This is a genomic window from Streptomyces sp. NPDC059499, assembly GCF_042749285.1.
Taxonomy (GTDB): Bacteria; Actinomycetota; Actinomycetes; order Streptomycetales; family Streptomycetaceae; genus Streptomyces.
In genome coordinates this window covers 445,680-465,488 of record NZ_JBHYTT010000001.1, presented here as the reverse complement: position 1 = coordinate 465,488, position 19,809 = coordinate 445,680, and the positions used below count along the sequence as shown (strand labels likewise).

Genomic DNA, 19,809 nt, shown 5'->3' with positions numbered 1-19,809 from the left:
GTGAAGCCCCGCACCGTCATACGGTGCGGGGCTTCACGCGTGTACGGTCGATCCGAACAGCTCCGGGGGAGTGATGGGAGCAAGCGGGGGAAAGGGAAAGTTCATGTCAAAACTTCCGGGCTGGCTCGGGCGTCTGGGCGCCGAACTGACGCAGATCGGGACGCGCCTGGAAGAACGGCGCGCCGAGGACGAACGGCGGGCCGACGCCGATTCCGTGTCCTCCTCGACCCTCTCCACCGTTGCCGCCTCCGCCGCTGCCGCCGAGCAGGTGCCGCGCCCGCCCGCGTACGCTCCCTCCGTGGCCGCCAGGCCCGATCCGGTGGCGGCCATCCCCTGGGGGATGCGCGTCGCGGCCGAGGCCGGCTGGCGGCTCCTGGTGCTCGCGGGCACCCTCTGGGTACTGATGCGGATCATCAGTGCCGTACAGCTGGTCGTCCTTGCCTTCGTCGCCGCACTGCTCGTGACCGCCATGCTGCAGCCGACCGTCGTGCGGCTGAAGCGGCTCGGACTGCCGCGCGGTCTCGCCACCGCCGTCACCGCCGTACTCGGCTTCGTCGTCATGGGCCTGGTCGGCTGGTTCGTCGTGTGGCAGGTGATGGACAACCTCGACACGCTGTCCGACAGGGTGCGCGACGGCATCGACGAGCTGAAGCGCTGGCTCCTGGACAGCCCGTTCCACGTCACCGAGTCGCAGATCAACGACATCGCGAAGAACCTCAGCGACACCGTCGGCACCAACACCGAGGAGATCACCTCGGCGGGACTGCAGGGCGTCACCGTGATGGTGGAGGTCCTCACCGGGATTCTGCTGGCGATGTTCTCGACGCTCTTCCTGCTGTACGACGGGAAGCGCATCTGGCAGTGGGTGCTCAAGCTGGTACCCGCCCAGGCCCGGCCGGGCGTCGCCGGTGCCGGACCCCGCGCCTGGCGCACGCTGACCGCCTATGTACGGGGCACGGTGATCGTCGCCCTGATCGACGCGATCTTCATCGGCCTCGGGATCTACTTCCTCGATGTGCCCATGGCGGTGCCGCTGGCCGTCTTCATCTTCCTCTTCGCCTTCATCCCGCTGGTCGGCGCCGTGATCTCCGGGGCACTCGCCGTGGTCGTCGCACTCGTCACCCAGGGCGTGTTCACCGCGCTGATGGTGCTGATCGTGGTGCTGGCCGTGCAGCAGATCGAGGGCCACATCCTGCAGCCGTTCATCCTCGGCCGCGCGGTGCGCGTCCACCCGCTGGCCGTCGTCCTCTCGGTCGCGGCCGGCGGCATGATCGCCGGCATCGGCGGCGCGGTCGTCGCCGTACCGCTGGTCGCCGTGACCAATACCGTGGTCGGCTACCTGCGGGCGTACGGGCGGGAGGACGCCCTGCGCCACTCACCGCAGCCACACGGCGCGACGGCGATCGGGGTGGCGCCGACGGAGGCACCCGGGGCGGGGCAGGCCCGGGAGGTACCCGCCGACGACGACGGGACGGACACGCAGGGCGAGCCCGGGAAGCAGTAGGGCGTACGGAGACATAAGAAGGGCCCCGGGGACGGTCGGTCGTCCTCGGGGCCCTTCTCGTACAGGGGTACTGCGGGTGTTACTCGGCGAGCACGGCCTCGGCATCGAGGGTCACGCCGACAGCCTGGATCACCGAAGCGATCTTTACGGCTTCCTGAATGGTCTCACGGTCCACGCCGGCCTTGCGCAGCACCTGCTCGTGGGAGTCCAGGCACTGGCCGCAGCCGTTGATCGCGGAGACGGCGAGCGACCACAGCTCGAAGTCGACCTTCTCCACGCCCGGATTGCCGATGACGTTCATCCGCAGGCCCGCACGGAGGTTCCCGTACTCGGGGTCCGACAGCAGGTGCCGGGTGCGGTAGAAGACGTTGTTCATCGCCATGACGGCGGCAGCCGACTTCGCCGCGGTGTACGCCTCGGCGGAGAGGTTGGCCTTCGCCTCCGGCTCGAGCTCGCGCAGCACCTTCGGTGAGCGCGAGGCGATCGCGCAGGCGAGGACGGTGCCCCAGAGCTGCTGCTTCGGGAGCTCGCTGTTGCCGATGACCGAGCCGAGGTTCAGCTTCAGGTCCTTGGCGAAGTCCGGTATCGCCGACTTCAGTTCGTCGAGTGCCATGTGGGTATCAGCTCACTCGCCCGAGAGGAGCGCGACCGGGTCGAGGGTGTTCTCGCCCTTGGTCCAGTTGCAGGGGCAGAGCTCGTCGGTCTGCAGGGCGTCGAGGACCCGCAGGACCTCCTTGGGGTTACGGCCCACGGAACCGGCGGTCACCATCGTGAACTGGATCTCGTTGTTCTGGTCGACGATGAAGACGGCGCGCTGGGCGAAGCCGTCCTCGCCCTCGATGCCGAGGTCACGCATGAGCTCGTGCTTCGAGTCGGCCAGCATCGGGAAGGGCAGGTCGGTCAGGTCCGGGTGGTCCTTGCGCCAGGCGTGGTGCACGAACTCGGAGTCACCGGAGAAGCCGAGGATCTGGGCGTCGCGGTCGGCGAACTCCTCGTTCAGCTTGCCGAAGGCGGCGATCTCGGTGGGGCACACGAAGGTGAAGTCCTTCGGCCACGCGAAGACGATCTTCCACTGACCCTCGTAGGTCTTGTGGTTGATCTGCTCGAACTCCTTGCCGGTCTCCAACGACACACAAGCGGTCAGGTCGAACTGGGGGAACTTGTCACCGACAGTGAGCACGCGCACTCCTTGAAGCATAGGAATTCCCTTTTTGGGGGCGTTCCTGGGGGTTGGACGATCTCCACCTTGGCACAGGGTGCATTGATCGCGGAAATAGCTACACTCGGTCGTGATGATCGGAGGTACCTATCAGTGGCGTACGTAAATCAGGGTATGAGGGCCAAACAGCCCAGCCTCTCGCAGCTGCGCGCCTTCGCGGCCGTCGCGGAGCATCTGCACTTCCGGGACGCTGCGGCAGCAATCGGGATGAGTCAGCCCGCACTCTCCGGAGCCGTGTCCGCGCTGGAGGTGGCACTGGGTGTCCAGCTCATCGAGCGTACGACGCGCAAGGTGCTGCTCTCGCCCGCCGGGGAGCGGCTCGCGGTACGGGCCGGCGCGGTGCTGGAGGCCGTGGGCGAGCTGATGGAGGAGGCGGAGGCGGTGCGGGCACCGTTCACCGGGGTGCTCCGGCTCGGCGTGATCCCGACCGTCGCGCCGTACCTGCTGCCCGCGGTGCTGCGGCTCGTCCATGAGCGTTACCCGGAGCTGGACCTCCAGGTGCACGAGGAGCAGACATCCTCGCTGCTGGAGGGGCTGGCGGCGGGACGGCTGGACCTGCTGCTGCTCGCCGTCCCGCTCGGGGTGCCCGGGGTCACCGAACTTCCCCTTTTCGACGAGGACTTCGTGCTCGTCATGGAGCAGGAGCACCAGCTGGGCGGGCGCACGGACATCCCTCGGGAGGCGTTGCGTGATCTGCCGCTGCTGCTCCTCGACGAGGGGCACTGCCTGCGCGATCAGGCCCTGGACATCTGCCGCGAGGCGGGGCGCACGGACGGGGCGCCGGTGACGACGACCGCCGCGGGGCTCTCCACGCTGGTGCAGCTCGTCGCGGGGGGTCTCGGGGTGACGCTGCTGCCCCGCACGGCGGTGACGGTGGAGACCGGCCGCAACGAGGCGCTGACCACGGGGTACTTCGTGGATCCCGCCCCCTCCCGGCGGGTCGCCCTGGCGATCCGCACGGGGACGGCGCGCCAGGAGGAGTTCGAGGAGTTCGCGGCGGCACTGCGGGAGGCCCTGGTGACCCTTCCGGTACGGGTGCCCGCAGAGGAGTGAGCGCGCCCCCCGGCGCGCCCACTCCGGCATCACTCCGTCCGCAGGCCGTCCGGGCGCATCAGGCGCCACAGCAGGGGGAGCGACAGCAGGGTCACGGCCACGACGAGGGCCCCGCCCGCACCCGCCATCGGCAGGAACAGCCACCACTGCGTCACGGTCTTGGCCAGCATCCACGTCATCACGGCGCCGAGCCCGAGGCCGCCCGCGGTCGCGACCAGGAGGCCGATGACCACCGGTACCGCCGTCTGCCAGAGCACCGACCAGCCGAGGGTGACGCGGCTGGTACCGAAGGCGACCAGGACCGACAGCAGCCGCTTGCGCTCCCTGAGCTGCTCCAGCTGGGAGACCAGCATGGAGGCGGCGATGAGCAGCAGTGTCGCCGCGGCGCCGAACCGCAGGCCGGTCTGCACGCTCGCGTACTGGCGATCGCGCGTCACCGAGGTCAGGGTCGCGACCCGCATCGCGGGGTCGATCCGGGCCGCCGTGTTCCGCACGTACTCGGAGACGTCCTTCACGCCCTCGTCGACCTTGATCTGCGCGATCGTCTGGGCGTTCGGCAGGGTGCGCGGGTCGATGGCCCCGACCGTCGCCATGATCCCCCACTGTTCTTCGCCCAGCGGGTCGGCGCGGGCGGTGACGGTCCGGGCGTCGGCGGGCAGGGTCCAGCGCGCGGACTCTGCCCCCGGCTTCGGGTCGGAGGTGGGGTCGAGCTCGATCTCCTCGCCCTTGCGCGCCGTCTCGTCGACCCAGTCGCTCATCTCCTTGTCGCCCCTGGGGTGGACGACGAAGACGTCGCCCTCCTTGCAGGAACCGATCTCGGCGAGCTCCTTCAGGGTGGCGCAGTCGCCGATGCTGAGCGAGGTGGTGGGAGTGACCTCGTCCTCCTTGTACGTCCCCGGCTTGGTCACGTACGTCTCGACCGTGCCGATGACGCGGTCCACCCCCTCGGTGGACCGGAACGCCTCGATGGTCCGGGCGGCGGCCTGCCCGGTGACCGTCTCCGAGAAGGTGTGGAACTGGGCGCGCGACGGGTCCTGGCCCGTCATCGCCTCGAACTCGTCGCCGACCGCGGCGAACAGCATCTGCAGGGCCACCGCCCCGGCGACGGCCACGGTGATGCCACTGACCGCGCGGGTGGCCGCCCCGCTGTTCAACTGGAGCCGGCGGACGGCGAGCTGCCAGGGGAGCGGCCCCCCGCGCAGCCTCTTCACGCAGGCCTCGATCAGCCAGGGCAGCAGCAGTGCCAGTCCGACCAGCACCAGTACGGCGCCGGCCGCGATCGGGTACGGGTCGACGGGTGTGAAGTCGTCGACTCTTCCCGTCAGTCCCAGCACGGCCAGTCCCAGGACCGGCATCAGCAGACGCCACCAGAGACGGCGTCCGCGGCTGCCGGTGTGGCGTACGACCCCCAGCGGCTCGACGACCACCGAGCGCATGGCGGTCAGCGTGACGAGCACGGCGCACAGCGGTACGGCGAGGGCGACCAGGGCCGCCGACCAGGCCGCCGGTGTCAGGTCGGACGGGAAGGCGCTGTGGTCCCACACCTCGACGGAGCCGACGAACCTCCGGCCCACGAGGAAGAACACCGCCCCGGCCAGCAGGCCGAGCACGGAACCGAACAGCGCTTCGCCGGCCGCGATGCGGCGGGTCGTGGGGATGTCCGTACCGACCAGGCGGAGGGCGGCGAGCCGACGGTCACGGCGTTCGCCACCGAACCGCGCCGCCGTGGCGATGAAGATCGCGACGGGTGCCAGCAGCACCACGCAGATCATGATCACGAGGACGACCAGGACGGGCGGGAGCGGCTCGCCGGTGGCGCCGTCGCCGTAACCGGCCAGTCGGTGACCGCCGTTGGCGGGAGTCAGGGTGTCACTGCCCACGTAGAAGTACAGCTCGTTCGGAGAGAGCAGGCCCGCGTCGGAGATCGTCGAGGTGATCCGGTAGGGCAGCCGCTCCTTGAGGAGCGCGCCCTCGGGCGAGGCCAGCAGATCCCGGAGAGCGGGTGAGGCCGCCATCTCGCGCGGCCCGGGGAAGGCCGTGACCCCGGGAGGAACGGCCGGCCGGGCGCCCTCCGCGCGCATCAGGAAGCCGTCGACCGTGCGGCCGCGGAACTCGGTTGCCGCACTGACCCGCAGGACCGTGGTGTCCGACCTCGGGACGTCCGCGTTGCGCGACACCGGGGCCTCCTCGCGGGCCCGGTCGCGCACGGAACGCTGATCCAGCAGGTGCGGCACGGACGAGGCGATCAGCAGCATCGCCACGCCGAGGCCGACGCCCGCGGCCGTGAGCGCGGTCCGCGCCCAGCCCTCGCGCCCGCCCGCGGCGGCGAAGCGTATGCCGAGGCCGAGATCACGCAGCCAGGTCATACGGCGTACTCCGCATCGCGGGAGCGGCCGTCGCGCACGACGATGTCGCGGTCCGAGTACGCGGCGACGCGCGCCTCGTGCGTCACGAGGACGACGGCCGTGCCGGCCGTCCGGGCGCACTCGGTGAGCAGTTCCATGATGCGCTCGCCGTTGAGCGAGTCCAGCGCTCCCGTCGGCTCGTCCGCGAAGACCACCTTGGGCGAGGCGACGAGGGCACGGGCCACGGCGACGCGCTGGCCCTGACCGCCGGAGACCTCGCCGGGGCGCTGGGCGACCAGGTCGTCGACCTCCAGTCGCTCCATCCACCGCAGGGCCATGCGCTCGGCCTCCTTGCGGCGGGTGCCGTTCAGCCGGAGCGGCAGGGCGACGTTCTCCACGCAGGTCAGCTCGGGGACCAGCTGGCCGAACTGGAACACGAAGCCGAAATCGCTGCGCCGCAGGGCGCTTCGCTGCGCGTCCGGCATCTCCGAGAGTTCCCGGCCCGCGTAGGTGACGGAGCCGGAGTCGGGTGTGATGATCCCCGCGAGGCAGTGCAGGAGGGTCGACTTGCCGGAGCCGGAGGGGCCCATGACGGCGACGACCTCACCGGGGTGGACGGAGAACGAGGCCCCGTCGAGCGCGGCCGTCGAACCGTAGGTCTTGCGCAGGTCGCGGGCGACGAGCAGGGAGCCGGCAGGAGTCACGGGGCCACGACCTCGGCGAGCTGGTGGAGGCGTGCCGCGGTCAGCTCCAGCCAGCGCAGGTCCGCTTCGAGGTGGAAGAGCGCGTGGTCGCAGATCAACTGGTCGGCGAGGTCGCCCTTGCGCTTGCGGTCGGTGAGGATGCGCATCAGCCGCAGGTGCTCCGAGCGCTGCGCGTCCAGCAGCTCGGCGGCGCTGCGGCCGGTGAGCAGGGCCAGGACGACCTTCGTGTAGAGGGTCGACTGGAGATACGGCTCCGGCTTCTCCGGCTGCGCCAGCCAGGTGGCGACGTCAGTGATGCCGGCGTCGGTGATGGCGTAGCGCTTGCGCTCGGGCCCGCCGTCGGACTCGACGCCGTCGACCTCCACGAGGCCGTTCTTCAGCAGCCGGGACATGGTCGCGTAGACCTGGCCGTAGTGGAGGGGCCGGTCGTGGCCGAACTTGTCGTCGAAGGCGCGCTTGAGGTCGTAGCCGTGGCGGGGACCGGCTTCGAGGAGCCCGAGAAGGGTGTGACCGATTGACATGGCGGCACTCTACATGGGGTGTATACCTCGCGTGTATACGAGTCCCGGGGTGGGGACCACCCCGGGGGCCCTGCCCGCACATTCAAGCCCCGCCGGAGATTGAGGCGCGGGGGTTCGGGGGCGGAGCCCCTGACACGGGTGCGAGGTCACTCCGGGGCGCCCGGCTCCGGGGGCGGCGCATTCGGCGGGCGCCCCCGGCGGGGGATCGGTGCCGCACCGCCCGGCAGCCGCCCCGCCTCCGCGAGCGCCCGCCGCAGCAGGAACTCGATCTGCGCGTTCGCGCTGCGCAGCTCGTCCGAGGCCCAGCGGGCCAGCGCGTCGTGCACCGCGGGATCCAGCCGCAGCAGCATCTGCTTGCGCTGCGGCCGCCGGGCGGCAGGGGTCGAGGCGTCGTCCGTCACTGGTAGAGCGTGCCGGTGTTCAGGACCGGCTGCGCCGCACGGTCACCGCACAGCACCACCATCAGGTTGCTGACCATCGCCGCCTTGCGCTCGGAGTCGAGCTCGACGATGTCCTGTTCGGCGATGCGGGTCAGGGCCATCTCGACCATGCCCACCGCTCCCTCGACGATCATCTGGCGGGCCGCTACGACCGCGCCCGCCTGCTGCCGCTGGAGCATCGCGGAGGCGATCTCGGGGGCGTACGCGAGATGGCTGAAGCGCGACTCGATGATCAGCACGCCCGCCGCCTGGACCCGCGCGGTGAGCTCCACGGCGAGCTTCTCGGTGATCTCCTCCGCGTTGCCGCGGAGCGAGAGGCCGCCCTCGTCGTGGGCGTCGTACGGGTACTCGATCGCGATGTGCCGCACGGCCGCCTCGGTCTGTGTGGCGACGAACTCCAGGAAGTCGTCCACCTCGAACAGTGCCTGCGCGGTGTCCTCGACCTTCCAGACGACGATCGCGGCGAGCTCGATCGGGTTGCCGTACGCGTCGTTGACCTTCAGGACGGCCGTCTCGTGGTTGCGGACCCGGGTGGAGATCTTGCGGCTGGAGGTCAGCGGGTTGATCCAGCGCAGACCGTCCGAGCGGATCGTGCCGACGTACCGGCCGAAGAGCTGGATGACCCTGGCCTCGCCCGGAGCGACCATTTTCACACCGCTCATGCAGAAGAACGAGGCGATGACGAGCAGCACACCCAGGATGAAGAGCGGGATGCCGATGCCGTTGTGCCCGTTGGCGCCGAGAACGCCGCCGGCGATGGCCAGGCCGACGCCGACGAACACCCCGAGGACGGTCAGGAGCAGCCCGACGCCGCCGGGGATGGAGTGCGCCGTGGTCTCCCTGACCTGGGGGGCGGGCATCTCGGGCGCGTCCGGCGTCAGGTCGGCGGCGGGGACGGCGGAGTCGGGACGGTCGTGCGGTGCGGACATGGGTCCCCCGATTCGTACGGCTCAATGCCGTGCTAGCAATGTGATTTCACATTATCCGACGTCGCAACCTTGTGCCCCCCTCGTGAGTCGGTTCCTTTGTGACAGGTGCTGATTGTCACGTCCGGAAAAGACCGGATCGCTTGCCATTTGTCCGTGCTTTCGGTGTTAGCTGATTGGTCTGACCGGAGCAGAACGAGCAGAGGAACAGGAGCACCACAGCAATGGGTCGAGCGGATGCGCGACGAGCTCAGGGGCGGGGAGCGCGCCGGGCCGGGAGGAGCGGCGGCATACGCGGACTCTTCACCTGGCGGAAGTTGCTGGGCACGTTCTTCGGACTCTGCCTGCTTGTGATGGGTGCCTTCGTGGCGCTCTACATGTACGTGGACGTACCGGCGGCCAACGCCCAGGCCGAGAAGCAGAGCAACGTCTACAAGTACAGCGACGGCACGCTCCTGGCCCGTACCGGCACCGGCGTCAACCGGGAGATCGTGGACCTCGCCGTCGTGCCCAAGAAGGTCCAGCACGCCTTCGTCGCCGCCGAGAACAAGTCCTTCTACCGGGACCAGGGTGTCGACCTCAAGGGCACCACGCGCGGCGTGCTCAACACGCTCTCCGGCAAGGGCAAGCAGGGTGGCTCGACGATCACCCAGCAGTACGTGAAGAACTACTACCTCACGCAGGACCAGACGGTCACCCGCAAGCTCAAGGAGCTGGTGATCTCGCTCAAGGTCGACCAGCGCATGAAGAAGAACGACATCCTCGCCGGATACCTCAACACCGTGTACTACGGACGCGGCGCGAGCGGCATCCAGGCGGCGGCGCAGGCCTACTACCGTGTCGACGCCAAGGATCTCGACGTCTCCCAGGGCGCCTATCTCGCGGCTCTGCTCCAGGCCCCCAGCCAGTACGACTGGGCGGTCGCCTCGCCGACCGGCAAGAAGCTCGTCAAGGAGCGCTGGGCCTACACCCTGAACAACATGGTCGACGAGGGCTGGCTCGACCAGGCCGAGCGCGACAAGCTGACGTTCCCCGTCCCGAAGTCCCCCAAGGCCGCCCCCGGCATGGACGGGCAGGCCGGCTACCTCGTCGAGGCGGCCAACCAGGAGATGGAGCGCCAGGGCATCACCGAGGAGATGCGCGAGGCCGGCGGCTGGACGATCACCCTCAACGTCGACAAGAAGAAGCAGAAGCAGCTCGAGAAGTCGGTCGACCGCCAGCTGGAGAGCAAGCTCGACCGCAAGGGCAACAAGACCGACGCGACCGTCCAGGCCGGTGCCACCTCCGTGGACCCGAAGACGGGCAAGGTCCTCGCGCTCTACGGCGGTGTCGGCGCCACCGAGCACTGGCTGTCCAACGCCACGCGGCAGGACTACCAGCCCGCGTCCACCTTCAAGCCGCTGGTGCTCGCCTCCGCGCTGGAGAACGGGTCGAAGACCCAGGACGGCGACGTGATCGGTCTCGACACGGTCTACGACGGCACCAGCAAGCGCCCCGTCGAGGGCAGCGACATCCCGTTCAGTCCGCAGAACGAGGACGACATCAGCTACGACAACCCCACCGTCCAGACGGCGATGGACAAGTCGATCAACTCCGTCTTCGCGCAGATGGTCGTGGACGTCACCCCGAGCGCCGTGAAGAAGACCGCGCTGGCCATGGGCGTACCGGACAAGAACTTCCCCGTGGCCCCCGCGATCACCCTCGGCACCATGAACGCCTCGACCTGGGACATGGCCGGGGTGTACGCCACCCTCGACAACCACGGCAAGAAGGTCACGCCGACCATCGTCAAGTCCGCGAAGCACCGTGACCGCACCATGGAGCCGGTCGACGGCACCGGCGAGCAGGTGATCAGCCGGGCGTCCGCCGACACGGTGACCAAGGCGCTCACCGAGGTCGTCGACATCGGCTCCGGCCGCGAGGCCAACACCTCGGCCTACGACGCGGCGGGCAAGACGGGTACCTCGGAGAACAACAAGGCCGCCTGGTTCGCGGCCTACACACCGGAGCTCTCGACGGTCGTGGCCCTGTACGGCGAGTCCACCAAGGAAGGCGGCGGTCAGGTCACCCTGACCGGTACGGCCAACTCCGGCCGCGCCAACGGTGGCGGATTCCCCGCGAAGATCTGGGCGGACTACACCCTCGGCGCACTGGGCGGCGGCTCGGACGCCACCTTCGACCTGGAGGGTGTGGAGCGCGGTGAGACGGCCGTGACCGAGCGCCCCTCGGCCACTCCGTCGGAGACGGAGACCCCGGAGGAGACCCCCTCCGAGGAGACCGAGGAGCCCACCGAGACGCCGAGCGGGACACCGAGCGAGGAGGCGACGCCGAGCTGGCCGCCGAGCGAGTCGCCCTCGGGGACGCCGAGCGACGATCCCAGCGCGACCAAGGACCCCGATGGCGGGGACCAGCCGCCGGGCGAGCGCCCGGGGAACGGTCTGCTGGGACAGTGAGCATGCGGAAGGGGGGGGGGGGGCCGCCCCCCCCCCCCCCCCCGATCCGATTCTGTTGGGTGGTCACCGACCCGTCAGCCCAGTGGGGCCAGGGCCTTGTGGTCCGTCGGCACCTTCACCGTGCGGCGGGGCACCGAGACGCGGTGCGCCGGGTCCCGGACCTCACCCACGAGCTTTTCCAGGACGTCCTCCATGGCGACCAGGCCGAGCACCTTGCCCGTGGCGTCGGCGACCTGGGCCAGATGCGTCGCGGCACGGCGCATCACGGTCAGGGCGTCGTCCAGCGGGAGTTCCGCCCGCACGGTCGCCATCGGGCGCCAGATCTGCTGCGGGACGGCCCGCTCGCCGTCCTCCAGCTCGAGGACGTCCTTGACGTGCAGATAGCCCATGAAGGGGCCGCCGCCCTCCGCACGGACGGGAAAGCGCGAGAAGCCGGTCCGTACGGTCAGCTCCTCGACCTGGCGCGGGGTGACGGACGGATCCACCGTCACCAGGGAAGCCCGGTCGAGCAGCACGTCGGTGACGGGCCGGCTGCCCAGCTCCAGTGCGTCCCCGAGCCGTTCCTGCGCCTCGGGTTCGAGCAGTCCGGCCTGTCCGGAGTCCTCCACCAGCCGGTTGAGCTGTTCGCTGGTGAAGACGGACTCGACCTCGTCCTTCGGCTCGACCTTGAAGAGCCGGAGGACGAGCCGGGCACACGCTCCGAGCGCCGAGGTGACCGGCCGGCAGAGCCGGGCGAAGCCGACCAGTCCGGGGCTGAGCCACATCGCGGTCTTCTCGGGAGCGGCCATGGCCAGGTTCTTCGGGACCATCTCGCCGATGACGAGATGGAGGAAGATCACAGAGACCAGGGCCAGAGCGTAGCCGAGGGGGTGGATGAGCCCCTCGGGCATGTGCGCCGCGTGGAAGACCGGCTCCAGGAGGTGGGCGACGGTCGGCTCGGCGACGGCGCCGAGGGTGAGCGAGCAGACCGTGATGCCGAACTGTGCGGCGGCCATCATCTGCGGCAGGTTCTCCAGGCCGTACAGCACCTGTCCCGCCCTGCTCGACCCGTTGGCGGCCAGGGGTTCGATCTGACTGCGACGCACGGACACCAGAGCGAATTCGGCGCCGACGAAGAAGCCGTTCGCCAGCACCAGGAGCCCCGCGAAGATCAATTGGACGAGACTCATCGCACAGCCTCCGCCAGCGCGCGGACGGGCTCCTGCGCCACCGGTTCGGCCGCGCCTGCCAGCCGCACGAAGCGCACCTGCTCGGCGCGGTAGTGGCCGACCTGGCGGACGGAGATCCGCCAGCCGGGCAGCTCGGCCCGGTCACCGGGAGCGGGAATGCGTCCCAGCAGGTCGGCGACCAGTCCTGCCACGGTCTCGTACGGCCCTTCGGGCACGTCGAGGCCTATCCGCAGCAGGGTCAGTACCCGGCAGCTTCCCTCCACGTCCCAGCCGGAATGCCCGTCGTCGGTGACGACGGACGTCAGCTCGGGGCGGTCGGCGCCTTCCGCGTCGTGCTCGTCCCTCACCTCGCCGACGAGTTCCTCGATGATGTCCTCGAGGGTGACGACACCGGCGGTGCCCCCGTACTCGTCGACCACGACGGCGATCGGCTGCTCGTTGCGCAGTTGCCGGAGCAGCTGTTCGACGGGCAGCGTCTCCGGTACCAGGAGCGGCGGTACGGCGATCCGGCCCGCCGGGGTCCGGAGCCGGTCCTGGGCGGGGACGGCGAGGGCGTCCTTGAGGTGCACCATCCCCACGACCTCGTCGATGCGGTCCCGGTAGACGGGAAAGCGGGAGAGCCCGGTGGCCCGGGTGAGGTTGAGGACGTCCGCGGCGGTCGCCGACGACTGCAGGGCGCTGACCTTCACCCGCGGGGTCATCACGTGCTGCGCGGTGAGCCCGGCAAGCGACAGGGTCCGCACGAAGAGATCGGCGGTGTCCTGCTCCAGGGTGCCGGCCTCGGCCGAGTGGCGGGCGAGCGAGACCAGTTCGCCGGGGGTGCGCGCGGAGGCCAGCTCGTCGGTGGGCTCGACGCCCAGCAGCCGGACCAGTCGGTTGGCCACGGTGTTCAGCACGGTGATCACCGGCCTCAGGAGGGTGGCGAACCGGTGCTGGGGACCGGCGACGAACCGGGCGACCTGGAGCGGTCGGGAGACCGCCCAGTTCTTCGGTACGAGCTCGCCGATGACCATCTGGACGGCGGAGGCGATCAGCATGCCGATCACGACGCTCACACCGGGGACGGCCCCTGCGGGCAGTCCGGTGGCGGTGAGCGGTCCGGCGAGCAGCTGGGCGAGTGCGGGTTCGGCCAGCATGCCGACGACCAGCGAGGTGATGGTGATGCCGAGCTGGGTGCCGGAGAGCTGGAAGGAGAGTTCACGCAGGGCCGCGACGACGGTGCGGGCCCGGCGGTCGCCTTCGGCGGCGGCGCGCTCGGCGTCCGGCCGGTCCACCGTGACGAGCCCGAATTCGGCTGCCACGAAGAATCCGTTGGCGAGGATGAGAAGGAATGCCGCGCTGAGAAGCAGCAGGGGGGTTGTCATGCCGCCGCCTCCGGGGAGAGGGCGGCGCAGGTACTACCGGACGATCCGTCCATTGCTGGAGGGAGTCACTCCTTGGGTCGCAGGAATGCCCCGCAGGCCCGTGGGCCTCTGGTGCGGGGCGGGGCGCTCAGGGCGCCACCGCCCCCCAGAGTAATCAAGATGCGGCTCTTCGGGGCAGGGGGCTCAGACGTTCTCCGTGGCGTCGTCCGCTCCGGTGCCGTGGAATTCCACGAGCGCGCGGAGTGTCCGTGCGTCACGAATGGCCTGTTCCCTGGCGATTCCGGGCTGGATGCCCAGGGCGGGCATGCTGGTGCCGTCGCTCAGGTCGAGGAAGACCCAGGGGTCACCCGCCCGCAGATTGACGCGCAGGATCTCCGCCCAGGCCAGTCGGCGGGTCCGGGTGATGTTGACCACCCTGACCCCGGCCTCGTCGGCGACGATCTTCGGCCTGCTGAGCAGGGCGAGCACACCGAGGAAGAGCAGCGCGACGAACACGAAGCTGGTCCGCTCCCCCGGGCTCAGGTGTTCGAGGATCAGGGCGACGACGGTGATGACGACGAACATGGCCACCCCCACGGTCAGCAGGACCACCCGGGTGAGGGTGGGCCTGAAGGTGACCGGGAGAGCGGGGAGTTCGGTCCGGGACGCGGGGGCGGACATGAGACTGTCGTCCTTCGGTGTGCGCTGGTCGGTCCGGGCCGTCAGAGGCGGCAGGCGTGGATGGCCGTCGTGAGGATGGCGCGGGCGCCGAGCTCGTACAGGTCGTCCATGATCCGCTGCGCCTCCTTGGCGGCGACCATGGAGCGGACGGCCACCCAGCCCTCGTGGTGCAGCGGGGAGATGGTCGGCGACTCGAGGCCCGGGGTGAGGGCGACGGCGCGCTCCAGGTGCTCGACGCGGCAGTCGTAGTCCATCATCACGTAGCTGCGTGCGACCAGGACGCCCTGCAGGCGGCGCAGGAACTGCTCCACCTTGGGCTCGTCGGCGGGGGCGCCCCTGCGGCGGATCACGACCGCTTCCGAGGACATGATCGGCTCGCCGATGACTTCCAGACCGGCGTTGCGCATGCTGGTGCCGGTCTCCACCACATCGGCGATGATCTGGGCGACACCGAGCTCGATGGCCGTCTCGACCGCGCCGTCGAGGTGCACGACCGAGGCCTTGACACCCACTTCGGCGAGGTGCTTGGCGACGATGCCCTCGTAGGAGGTGGCGACCGTCATGCCGTCGAAGTCCTGCGGGCCGGTGGCCGTGCCGGGCTTCGTGGCATAACGGAAGGTGGAACGGGCGAAGCCGAGCTGGAGGATCTCCTCGGCGTCGGCACCGGAGTCCAGCAGCAGGTCGCGGCCGGTGATGCCGATGTCCAGGCGGCCGGAGCTGACGTAGATCGCGATGTCGCGCGGCCGCAGGTAGAAGAACTCCACCTCGTTCGTGGGGTCGACCAGGACGAGTTCCTTCGACTCCTTGCGCTGCTGGTAGCCCGCCTCATGGAGCATCGCCATCGCAGGCCCGGAGATTGCACCCTTGTTGGGGACGGCGATGCGCAGCATGAGGTCAGGTTTCCTTTGTGCGGAGGGAGTTCCGGGAACGTGCGGGGGCGTGCTCAGAGGTGGGCGTAGACGTCGTCGAGGGAGATTCCGCGGGCGACCATCATCACCTGGACGTGGTACAGCAGCTGCGAGATCTCCTCGGCGGCGGCTTCCTTGCCCTCGTACTCGGCGGCCATCCAGACCTCGGCGGCCTCCTCGACGACCTTCTTGCCGATGGCATGCACACCCTTGTCCACCAGTTCGGCGGTGCGGGAGGTGGAGGGGTCGCCGTTGGCGGCCTTGAGCTGCAGCTCGGCGAAGAGCTCTTCGAAGGTTTTGTTCGCCATGATGGTCCTTAGAATACGGGGTCCCGGACCCTCTCTCAGCGCCAGGGTTCGCTGACGGTGCGCAGCGTGGCCGCGGTGGCGACGGCAGCGGTGACCGCTTCGTGCCCCTTGTCCTCGTTGGAACCCTCGAGTCCGGCCCGGTCCAGTGCCTGCTCCTCGGTGTCGCAGGTGAGGACGCCGAAGCCGACGGGGACGCCGGTGTCGACGGTGACCTGGGTGAGTCCGTTGGTGACGCCCTGGGACACGTACTCGAAGTGGGGGGTGCCACCGCGGATGATCACTCCGAGGGCGACGATCGCGTCGTAACCGCGTCCCGCGAGGACCTTGGCGACCACCGGGAGCTCGAAGCTGCCGGGGACCCGCAGCAGGGTCGGTTCGTCGATGCCCAGGTCGTGCAGGGCGCGCAGGGCCCCGTCGACGAGTCCGTCCATGACCTTCTCGTGCCACTGGGCGGCGATCACCGCCACCCGCAGGTCACCGCAGTTGCGTACGGACAGTTCGGGTGCACCCTTGCCGCTCATGTCTCTCCTACTGTTCGTCTGTGCTTACTGGTTGCCGCAGGTCGACGCGGTGGTCGCGTCGAGCCAGGGCAGGTCGTGTCCCATGCGGTCCCGCTTGGTGCGCAGGTACCGCAGATTGTGTTCGCCGGCCTGGACGGGCATGGGTTCCCGCCCGGTGACCCCGAGCCCGTGCCGTACGAGCGCGGCGGTCTTGTCGGGGTTGTTGGTCATCAGCCGGAGCGTGCGGACGCCGAGGTCCTCGAGGATCTGGGCACCCGCCGCGTAGTCCCTGGCATCGGCCGGCAGGCCGAGCTCGAGATTGGCGTCGAGGGTGTCGGAGCCCCGCTCCTGGAGTTCGTACGCGCGCAGCTTGGACAGCAGTCCGATACCGCGTCCCTCGTGACCGCGCAGATAGACGACGATGCCGCGGCCCTCGGTCGTGATGCGTTCCATGGACGCGTGCAGCTGGGGGCCGCAGTCGCAGCGCTGGGACTGGAAGATGTCCCCCGTCAGGCACTCGGAGTGGACCCGGACGAGGACGTCCTGGCCGTCGCCGATGTCCCCGTGGACGAGTGCCACGTGCTCGACGCCGTCGACGGTGGAGCGGTAGCCGAAGGCGGTGAACGCGCCGAACGTGGTCGGCAGCCGCACCTCGGCCTCACGGCGGACGGTCGGTTCCGAGCTGCGCCGGTAGGCGATCAGGTCCTCGATGGAGATGATCGTCAGTCCGTGCTTGCGTGCGAACGGGACGAGTTCGGGCAGCCTGAGCATCACCCCGTCCTCGCCGGCGATCTCGACGATGGCGCCTGCGGGGCGCAGCCCGGCGAGCCGGGCGAGGTCCACCGCGGCCTCGGTGTGGCCGTTGCGGACGAGGACACCGCCGGAGCGGGCGCGCAGCGGGAAGATGTGACCGGGCCGGACGAAGTCGCCGGGGCCCGCTTTGCCGCCCGCCAGCATCCGCAGCGTGGTGGCCCGGTCGGCGGCGGAGATCCCGGTGGTCACACCGTGGGCGGCCGAGGCGTCGACGGAGACGGTGAAGGCGGTCTTCATCGACTCGGTGTTGTTGTCGACCATCTGCGGGAGTTCGAGCCGTTCCAGCTCGTCGTTCTCCATGGGCGCGCAGATCAGCCCACGGCACTCGCTCATCATGAACGCGACGATCTCGGGGGTCGCCTTCTCGGCGGCGATGACGAGGTCGCCCTCGTTCTCGCGGTCCTCGTCGTCGACGACCACGACGGGCCGGCCGGCGGCGATGTCGCGGATCGCCTGCTCCACGGGGTCGAGGGACAGGTCCTCGGCCGTACGGTCGTGCAACCAGGTGGGCTGGGCAGTCATGCCGTGGCTCCTTCCAGAGCGGGTGACCGCGTACGCAGCCACCAGTCGCGCATGCCCCACAGGACGAGGGCGCCGTAGACGACGTAGATGAGACCGGAGAAGGCGAGCCCGCTGTGGAAGTTGAGCGGTACGCCGACGAGGTCGACGAGCAGCCACGCGAACCAGAACTCGACCATGCCGCGGGCCTGCGCCAGCATCGCGACGAGCGTGCCGGCGAAGATGTACGCGTCCGCCCACGGGCTCCAGGAGAGCGAGGGGAAGGCGGTGAACAGGCCGCCGACCGCGAGGGTGCCGACCGCGGCGCCGCCCGCCAGGTACGCACGCTCGCGCCAGGTGGCGAAGCGCACGGCGATGGATCCGTCCTGGGCCTGCTGCCTGCCGCGGGTCCACTGCTGCCAGCCCCACACGGCGACGGCGACGACGATCAGCTGCTTGCCCACGCTGCCCGCCTGCTGCACGGAGACGTTGGCGGCGATCAGGACGACGCCGGACAGGAGCTGGGCGGGCCAGGTCCAGACCGAGCGGAGCCAGCCCAGGGCCAGGGCTATCAGACCGATCGTGTTGCCGATCAGGTCCGACCAGATGATGTGCTGGCCGAAGGCGGTGAACGCCTCCGAGTTCAGCCAGTCCAGGGCGCTCATGCGGCCGGCCCTCCGGATTCCGGCGCGTTCCCGCCGAGCAGCCGCTCGACGTACTTCGCGATGACGTCCACTTCGAGGTTGACCGGGTCGCCGGTCTCCTTCACACCCAATGTGGTCAGCGCGAGGGTGGTGGGGATGAGGCTGATGGTGAAGTAGTCGGGACCCGCGTCGACGACGGTCAGGCTCACGCCGTCGACGGTGATCGAGCCCTTCTCCACCACGTAGCGGGTGAGATCGGCGGGCAGGGAGATCTTCACGATCTCCCAGTTCTCGGAGATCGTGCGCTCGATGATGCGGCCCGTGCCGTCGACGTGGCCCTGGACGATGTGTCCGCCGAGCCGGCCGCCGAGTGCCATGGGGCGCTCGAGGTTGACCCGGGAGCCGGTCTCGAGTGCTCCGAGGCTGGAGCGGTTCAGCGTCTCGGCCATCACATCGGCGGTGAACTCGTGTTCGCCGAGGTCCACGACGGTGAGGCAGACGCCGTTGACGGCGATGGAGTCGCCGTGCTTGGCGCCTTCGGTGACGACGGGGCCGCGCAGTCGGAAGCGGGAGGCGTCGCCGAGTTTCTCGACGGCGGTGACCTCACCCAGTTCTTCGACAATTCCGGTGAACACTCAGTTTCCCTTCCGAGCAGGGACGGGGACGGCGGTGATGCGCAGATCGGGGCCGATACGGACGGTCTCGGTCACGTCGAGGCGCAACGCCTGGGAGATGGTGGAGATTCCGGCGTCGGCGAGGGCTGCGGGGCCCGCGCCGAGGAGGACCGGAGCGAGATAGCCGACGACCTTGTCGACTGCTCCCGCGGCGACGAAGGAACCGGCGAGGACCGGTCCGCCTTCGAGGAGTACGGAGCGGATACCGCGCCCGTGCAGGGCCGTGAGCAGGGACGGGATGTCCAGGCCCGGGCCGGTGGCGGCGCGGGGCAGCCGGAGCACGGTGTCTTCGGGGAGGTGCGCGGTGTCGGCGTCGCCGGCGACCGCGATCAGGGTGGGTGCCGTGCCGTCGAGCACCCGGGAGCCGGGTCGTACGGCGGTGGCGCCTGTGTCGACGACGACCCGGAGCGGCTGGTCGGCGCCTTCGACGCCGCGTACCGCGAGCTGGGGGTCGTCGGTGCGGGCCGTGCCGGAACCGACCACGACGGCGTCGGCCTCGGCGCGCAGCCGGTGGACGTCGGCGCGGGACTCGGCGGAGGTGATCCAGCGGCTCGTGGCGTCCGCGGCGGCGATCCGGCCGTCGAGGGTCGCCGCGTACTTCCACAGGACGTACGGGCGGCCGAGCCGCACGGAGGTCAGCCAGGCGGCGTTACCCGCCTCGGCCTCTTCGGCGAGGAGGCCCTGCTCCACCTCGATCCCGGCGGCACGCAGGGTGTCGGCGCCGCCGGTGGCCTGCGGGTTCGGGTCGCCGACGGCGTACACCACCCGCTCGACACCGGCTGCCACGAGCGCCTGCGCGCAGGGGCCCGTGCGTCCGGTGTGGTTGCAGGGTTCGAGGGTGACGTAGGCGGTGCCGCCCCTGGCCTGCTCGCCGGCCTCGCGCAGGGCGTGGATCTCGGCGTGCGGCCCACCGGCGCGCCGGTGGAATCCCTCGCCGGCCGGCTGTCCGGCGGCGTCGAGAATCACGCACCCGACGACCGGGTTGGGGCTGGTGGAGCCGAGTCCGCGGGACGCGAGCGTGATCGCTCGCCGCATGGCGGTGATATCGGCTGCGGTGGCCACCGGGTCCTCCTGCCTCTTCGGGCACGGACTCCGGGGCCTGTCGA

The 19,809-nt window shown here is 70.1% G+C and carries 20 protein-coding genes; 3 read left to right on the top strand and 17 right to left on the bottom strand.

The window, feature by feature from the left end:
• Positions 1-103: 103 nt before the first annotated feature.
• Entirely contained in the window at positions 104-1,504 is a 1,401-nt protein-coding gene (locus ACFW9O_RS02130) for an AI-2E family transporter (RefSeq protein ID WP_384603998.1), read from the top strand.
• Positions 1,505-1,583: 79 nt separating this feature from the next.
• Here ACFW9O_RS02130 and ACFW9O_RS02125 read toward each other — a convergent pair whose 3' ends face one another.
• The gene (locus tag ACFW9O_RS02125) at positions 1,584-2,117 is read right to left on the bottom strand and encodes an alkyl hydroperoxide reductase (protein ID WP_384603995.1); all 534 of its coding nucleotides are present in this window, start codon (positions 2,115-2,117) and stop codon (positions 1,584-1,586) included.
• A 12-nt stretch (positions 2,118-2,129) separates the two neighbouring features.
• Entirely contained in the window at positions 2,130-2,684 is a 555-nt protein-coding gene (locus ACFW9O_RS02120) for a peroxiredoxin (RefSeq protein ID WP_329207840.1), read from the bottom strand.
• Positions 2,685-2,816: 132 nt separating this feature from the next.
• Between ACFW9O_RS02120 and ACFW9O_RS02115 the strand changes: the two genes are divergently transcribed.
• On the top strand, positions 2,817-3,776 hold the full coding sequence (locus ACFW9O_RS02115; RefSeq protein ID WP_384603991.1) for a hydrogen peroxide-inducible genes activator: 960 nt from the start codon (positions 2,817-2,819) through the stop codon (positions 3,774-3,776).
• Positions 3,777-3,805: 29 nt separating this feature from the next.
• Here ACFW9O_RS02115 and ACFW9O_RS02110 read toward each other — a convergent pair whose 3' ends face one another.
• From ACFW9O_RS02110 to ACFW9O_RS02090, 5 genes are all read right to left on the bottom strand, one after another.
• Positions 3,806-6,142 (bottom strand): FtsX-like permease family protein, encoded by a 2,337-nt coding sequence (locus tag ACFW9O_RS02110; RefSeq protein WP_384603989.1) that lies wholly within the window; start codon positions 6,140-6,142, stop codon positions 3,806-3,808.
• Positions 6,139-6,825 (bottom strand): ABC transporter ATP-binding protein, encoded by a 687-nt coding sequence (locus ACFW9O_RS02105; RefSeq protein WP_384603986.1) that lies wholly within the window; start codon positions 6,823-6,825, stop codon positions 6,139-6,141. Before ACFW9O_RS02105 ends, ACFW9O_RS02110 begins: the two co-directional genes overlap by 4 nt.
• Positions 6,822-7,346, bottom strand: coding sequence for a PadR family transcriptional regulator (locus ACFW9O_RS02100; RefSeq protein WP_351180573.1), 525 nt, complete (start codon positions 7,344-7,346; stop codon positions 6,822-6,824). Before ACFW9O_RS02100 ends, ACFW9O_RS02105 begins: the two co-directional genes overlap by 4 nt.
• A 146-nt stretch (positions 7,347-7,492) precedes the next feature.
• Positions 7,493-7,696 carry a hypothetical protein gene (locus tag ACFW9O_RS02095; RefSeq protein ID WP_384605224.1) on the bottom strand — a complete coding sequence of 68 codons (204 nt, stop codon included), beginning with the start codon at positions 7,694-7,696 and terminating at the stop codon, positions 7,493-7,495.
• A gap of 47 nt (positions 7,697-7,743) precedes the next feature.
• Positions 7,744-8,715, bottom strand: coding sequence for an SPFH domain-containing protein (locus tag ACFW9O_RS02090; RefSeq protein WP_384603983.1), 972 nt, complete (start codon positions 8,713-8,715; stop codon positions 7,744-7,746).
• 221 nt (positions 8,716-8,936) lie between these two features.
• On the opposite strand from ACFW9O_RS02090, the gene ACFW9O_RS02085 reads away from it, so the two are divergent.
• On the top strand, positions 8,937-11,165 hold the full coding sequence (locus tag ACFW9O_RS02085) for a transglycosylase domain-containing protein (RefSeq protein ID WP_384603980.1): 2,229 nt from the start codon (positions 8,937-8,939) through the stop codon (positions 11,163-11,165).
• A 74-nt stretch (positions 11,166-11,239) separates the two neighbouring features.
• On the opposite strand, the gene ACFW9O_RS02080 is transcribed toward ACFW9O_RS02085, so the two are convergent.
• The 10 genes from ACFW9O_RS02080 to ribD all read right to left on the bottom strand — a co-directional run bounded on the left by ACFW9O_RS02080 (position 11,240) and on the right by ribD (position 19,765).
• Positions 11,240-12,334, bottom strand: coding sequence for a hemolysin family protein (locus tag ACFW9O_RS02080; protein ID WP_384603977.1), 1,095 nt, complete (start codon positions 12,332-12,334; stop codon positions 11,240-11,242).
• Positions 12,331-13,698 (bottom strand): hemolysin family protein, encoded by a 1,368-nt coding sequence (locus ACFW9O_RS02075; RefSeq protein ID WP_384603975.1) that lies wholly within the window; start codon positions 13,696-13,698, stop codon positions 12,331-12,333. The genes ACFW9O_RS02080 and ACFW9O_RS02075 overlap by 4 nt, the downstream gene beginning before the upstream one ends.
• A gap of 183 nt (positions 13,699-13,881) precedes the next feature.
• The gene (locus tag ACFW9O_RS02070; RefSeq protein WP_351176152.1) at positions 13,882-14,358 is read right to left on the bottom strand and encodes a PH domain-containing protein; all 477 of its coding nucleotides are present in this window, start codon (positions 14,356-14,358) and stop codon (positions 13,882-13,884) included.
• Between the two features lie 41 nt (positions 14,359-14,399).
• Positions 14,400-15,248 (bottom strand): ATP phosphoribosyltransferase, encoded by an 849-nt coding sequence (gene hisG / locus ACFW9O_RS02065; protein WP_384603972.1) that lies wholly within the window; start codon positions 15,246-15,248, stop codon positions 14,400-14,402.
• A gap of 53 nt (positions 15,249-15,301) precedes the next feature.
• Entirely contained in the window at positions 15,302-15,574 is a 273-nt protein-coding gene (locus ACFW9O_RS02060; RefSeq protein ID WP_056787177.1) for a phosphoribosyl-ATP diphosphatase, read from the bottom strand.
• 35 nt (positions 15,575-15,609) lie between these two features.
• Entirely contained in the window at positions 15,610-16,095 is a 486-nt protein-coding gene (ribH, locus tag ACFW9O_RS02055) for a 6,7-dimethyl-8-ribityllumazine synthase (protein WP_307128077.1), read from the bottom strand.
• A gap of 24 nt (positions 16,096-16,119) precedes the next feature.
• On the bottom strand, positions 16,120-17,409 hold the full coding sequence (locus ACFW9O_RS02050; RefSeq protein ID WP_351176148.1) for a bifunctional 3,4-dihydroxy-2-butanone-4-phosphate synthase/GTP cyclohydrolase II: 1,290 nt from the start codon (positions 17,407-17,409) through the stop codon (positions 16,120-16,122).
• A complete protein-coding gene (locus ACFW9O_RS02045) occupies positions 17,406-18,050 on the bottom strand; it encodes a nicotinamide mononucleotide transporter family protein (protein ID WP_351176146.1) in 645 nt (214 codons plus the stop codon). The genes ACFW9O_RS02050 and ACFW9O_RS02045 overlap by 4 nt, the downstream gene beginning before the upstream one ends.
• On the bottom strand, positions 18,047-18,664 hold the full coding sequence (locus tag ACFW9O_RS02040; protein ID WP_384603967.1) for a riboflavin synthase: 618 nt from the start codon (positions 18,662-18,664) through the stop codon (positions 18,047-18,049). Before ACFW9O_RS02040 ends, ACFW9O_RS02045 begins: the two co-directional genes overlap by 4 nt.
• Entirely contained in the window at positions 18,665-19,765 is a 1,101-nt protein-coding gene (gene ribD, locus ACFW9O_RS02035) for a bifunctional diaminohydroxyphosphoribosylaminopyrimidine deaminase/5-amino-6-(5-phosphoribosylamino)uracil reductase RibD (protein WP_351176142.1), read from the bottom strand.
• Positions 19,766-19,809: the final 44 nt, after the last annotated feature.

What these genes read in the sequence shown, in the direction of transcription:
- hisG (WP_384603972.1), bottom strand. Translation starts at nt 15,248, where the DNA reads ATGCTGCGCATCGCCGTCCCCAACAAGGGTGCAATCTCCGGGCCTGCG.
- ACFW9O_RS02130 (WP_384603998.1), top strand. Translation starts at nt 104, where the DNA reads ATGTCAAAACTTCCGGGCTGGCTCGGGCGTCTGGGCGCCGAACTGACG.
- ACFW9O_RS02070 (WP_351176152.1), bottom strand. Translation starts at nt 14,358, where the DNA reads ATGTCCGCCCCCGCGTCCCGGACCGAACTCCCCGCTCTCCCGGTCACC.
- ACFW9O_RS02045 (WP_351176146.1), bottom strand. Translation starts at nt 18,050, where the DNA reads ATGAGCGCCCTGGACTGGCTGAACTCGGAGGCGTTCACCGCCTTCGGC.
- ACFW9O_RS02100 (WP_351180573.1), bottom strand. Translation starts at nt 7,346, where the DNA reads ATGTCAATCGGTCACACCCTTCTCGGGCTCCTCGAAGCCGGTCCCCGC.
- ACFW9O_RS02095 (WP_384605224.1), bottom strand. Translation starts at nt 7,696, where the DNA reads ATGCTGCTGCGGCTGGATCCCGCGGTGCACGACGCGCTGGCCCGCTGG.
- ACFW9O_RS02080 (WP_384603977.1), bottom strand. Translation starts at nt 12,334, where the DNA reads ATGAGTCTCGTCCAATTGATCTTCGCGGGGCTCCTGGTGCTGGCGAAC.
- ACFW9O_RS02050 (WP_351176148.1), bottom strand. Translation starts at nt 17,409, where the DNA reads ATGACTGCCCAGCCCACCTGGTTGCACGACCGTACGGCCGAGGACCTG.
- ribH (WP_307128077.1), bottom strand. Translation starts at nt 16,095, where the DNA reads ATGAGCGGCAAGGGTGCACCCGAACTGTCCGTACGCAACTGCGGTGAC.
- ACFW9O_RS02125 (WP_384603995.1), bottom strand. Translation starts at nt 2,117, where the DNA reads ATGGCACTCGACGAACTGAAGTCGGCGATACCGGACTTCGCCAAGGAC.
- ACFW9O_RS02060 (WP_056787177.1), bottom strand. Translation starts at nt 15,574, where the DNA reads ATGGCGAACAAAACCTTCGAAGAGCTCTTCGCCGAGCTGCAGCTCAAG.
- ACFW9O_RS02075 (WP_384603975.1), bottom strand. Translation starts at nt 13,698, where the DNA reads ATGACAACCCCCCTGCTGCTTCTCAGCGCGGCATTCCTTCTCATCCTC.
- ACFW9O_RS02090 (WP_384603983.1), bottom strand. Translation starts at nt 8,715, where the DNA reads ATGTCCGCACCGCACGACCGTCCCGACTCCGCCGTCCCCGCCGCCGAC.
- ACFW9O_RS02110 (WP_384603989.1), bottom strand. Translation starts at nt 6,142, where the DNA reads ATGACCTGGCTGCGTGATCTCGGCCTCGGCATACGCTTCGCCGCCGCG.
- ACFW9O_RS02085 (WP_384603980.1), top strand. Translation starts at nt 8,937, where the DNA reads ATGGGTCGAGCGGATGCGCGACGAGCTCAGGGGCGGGGAGCGCGCCGG.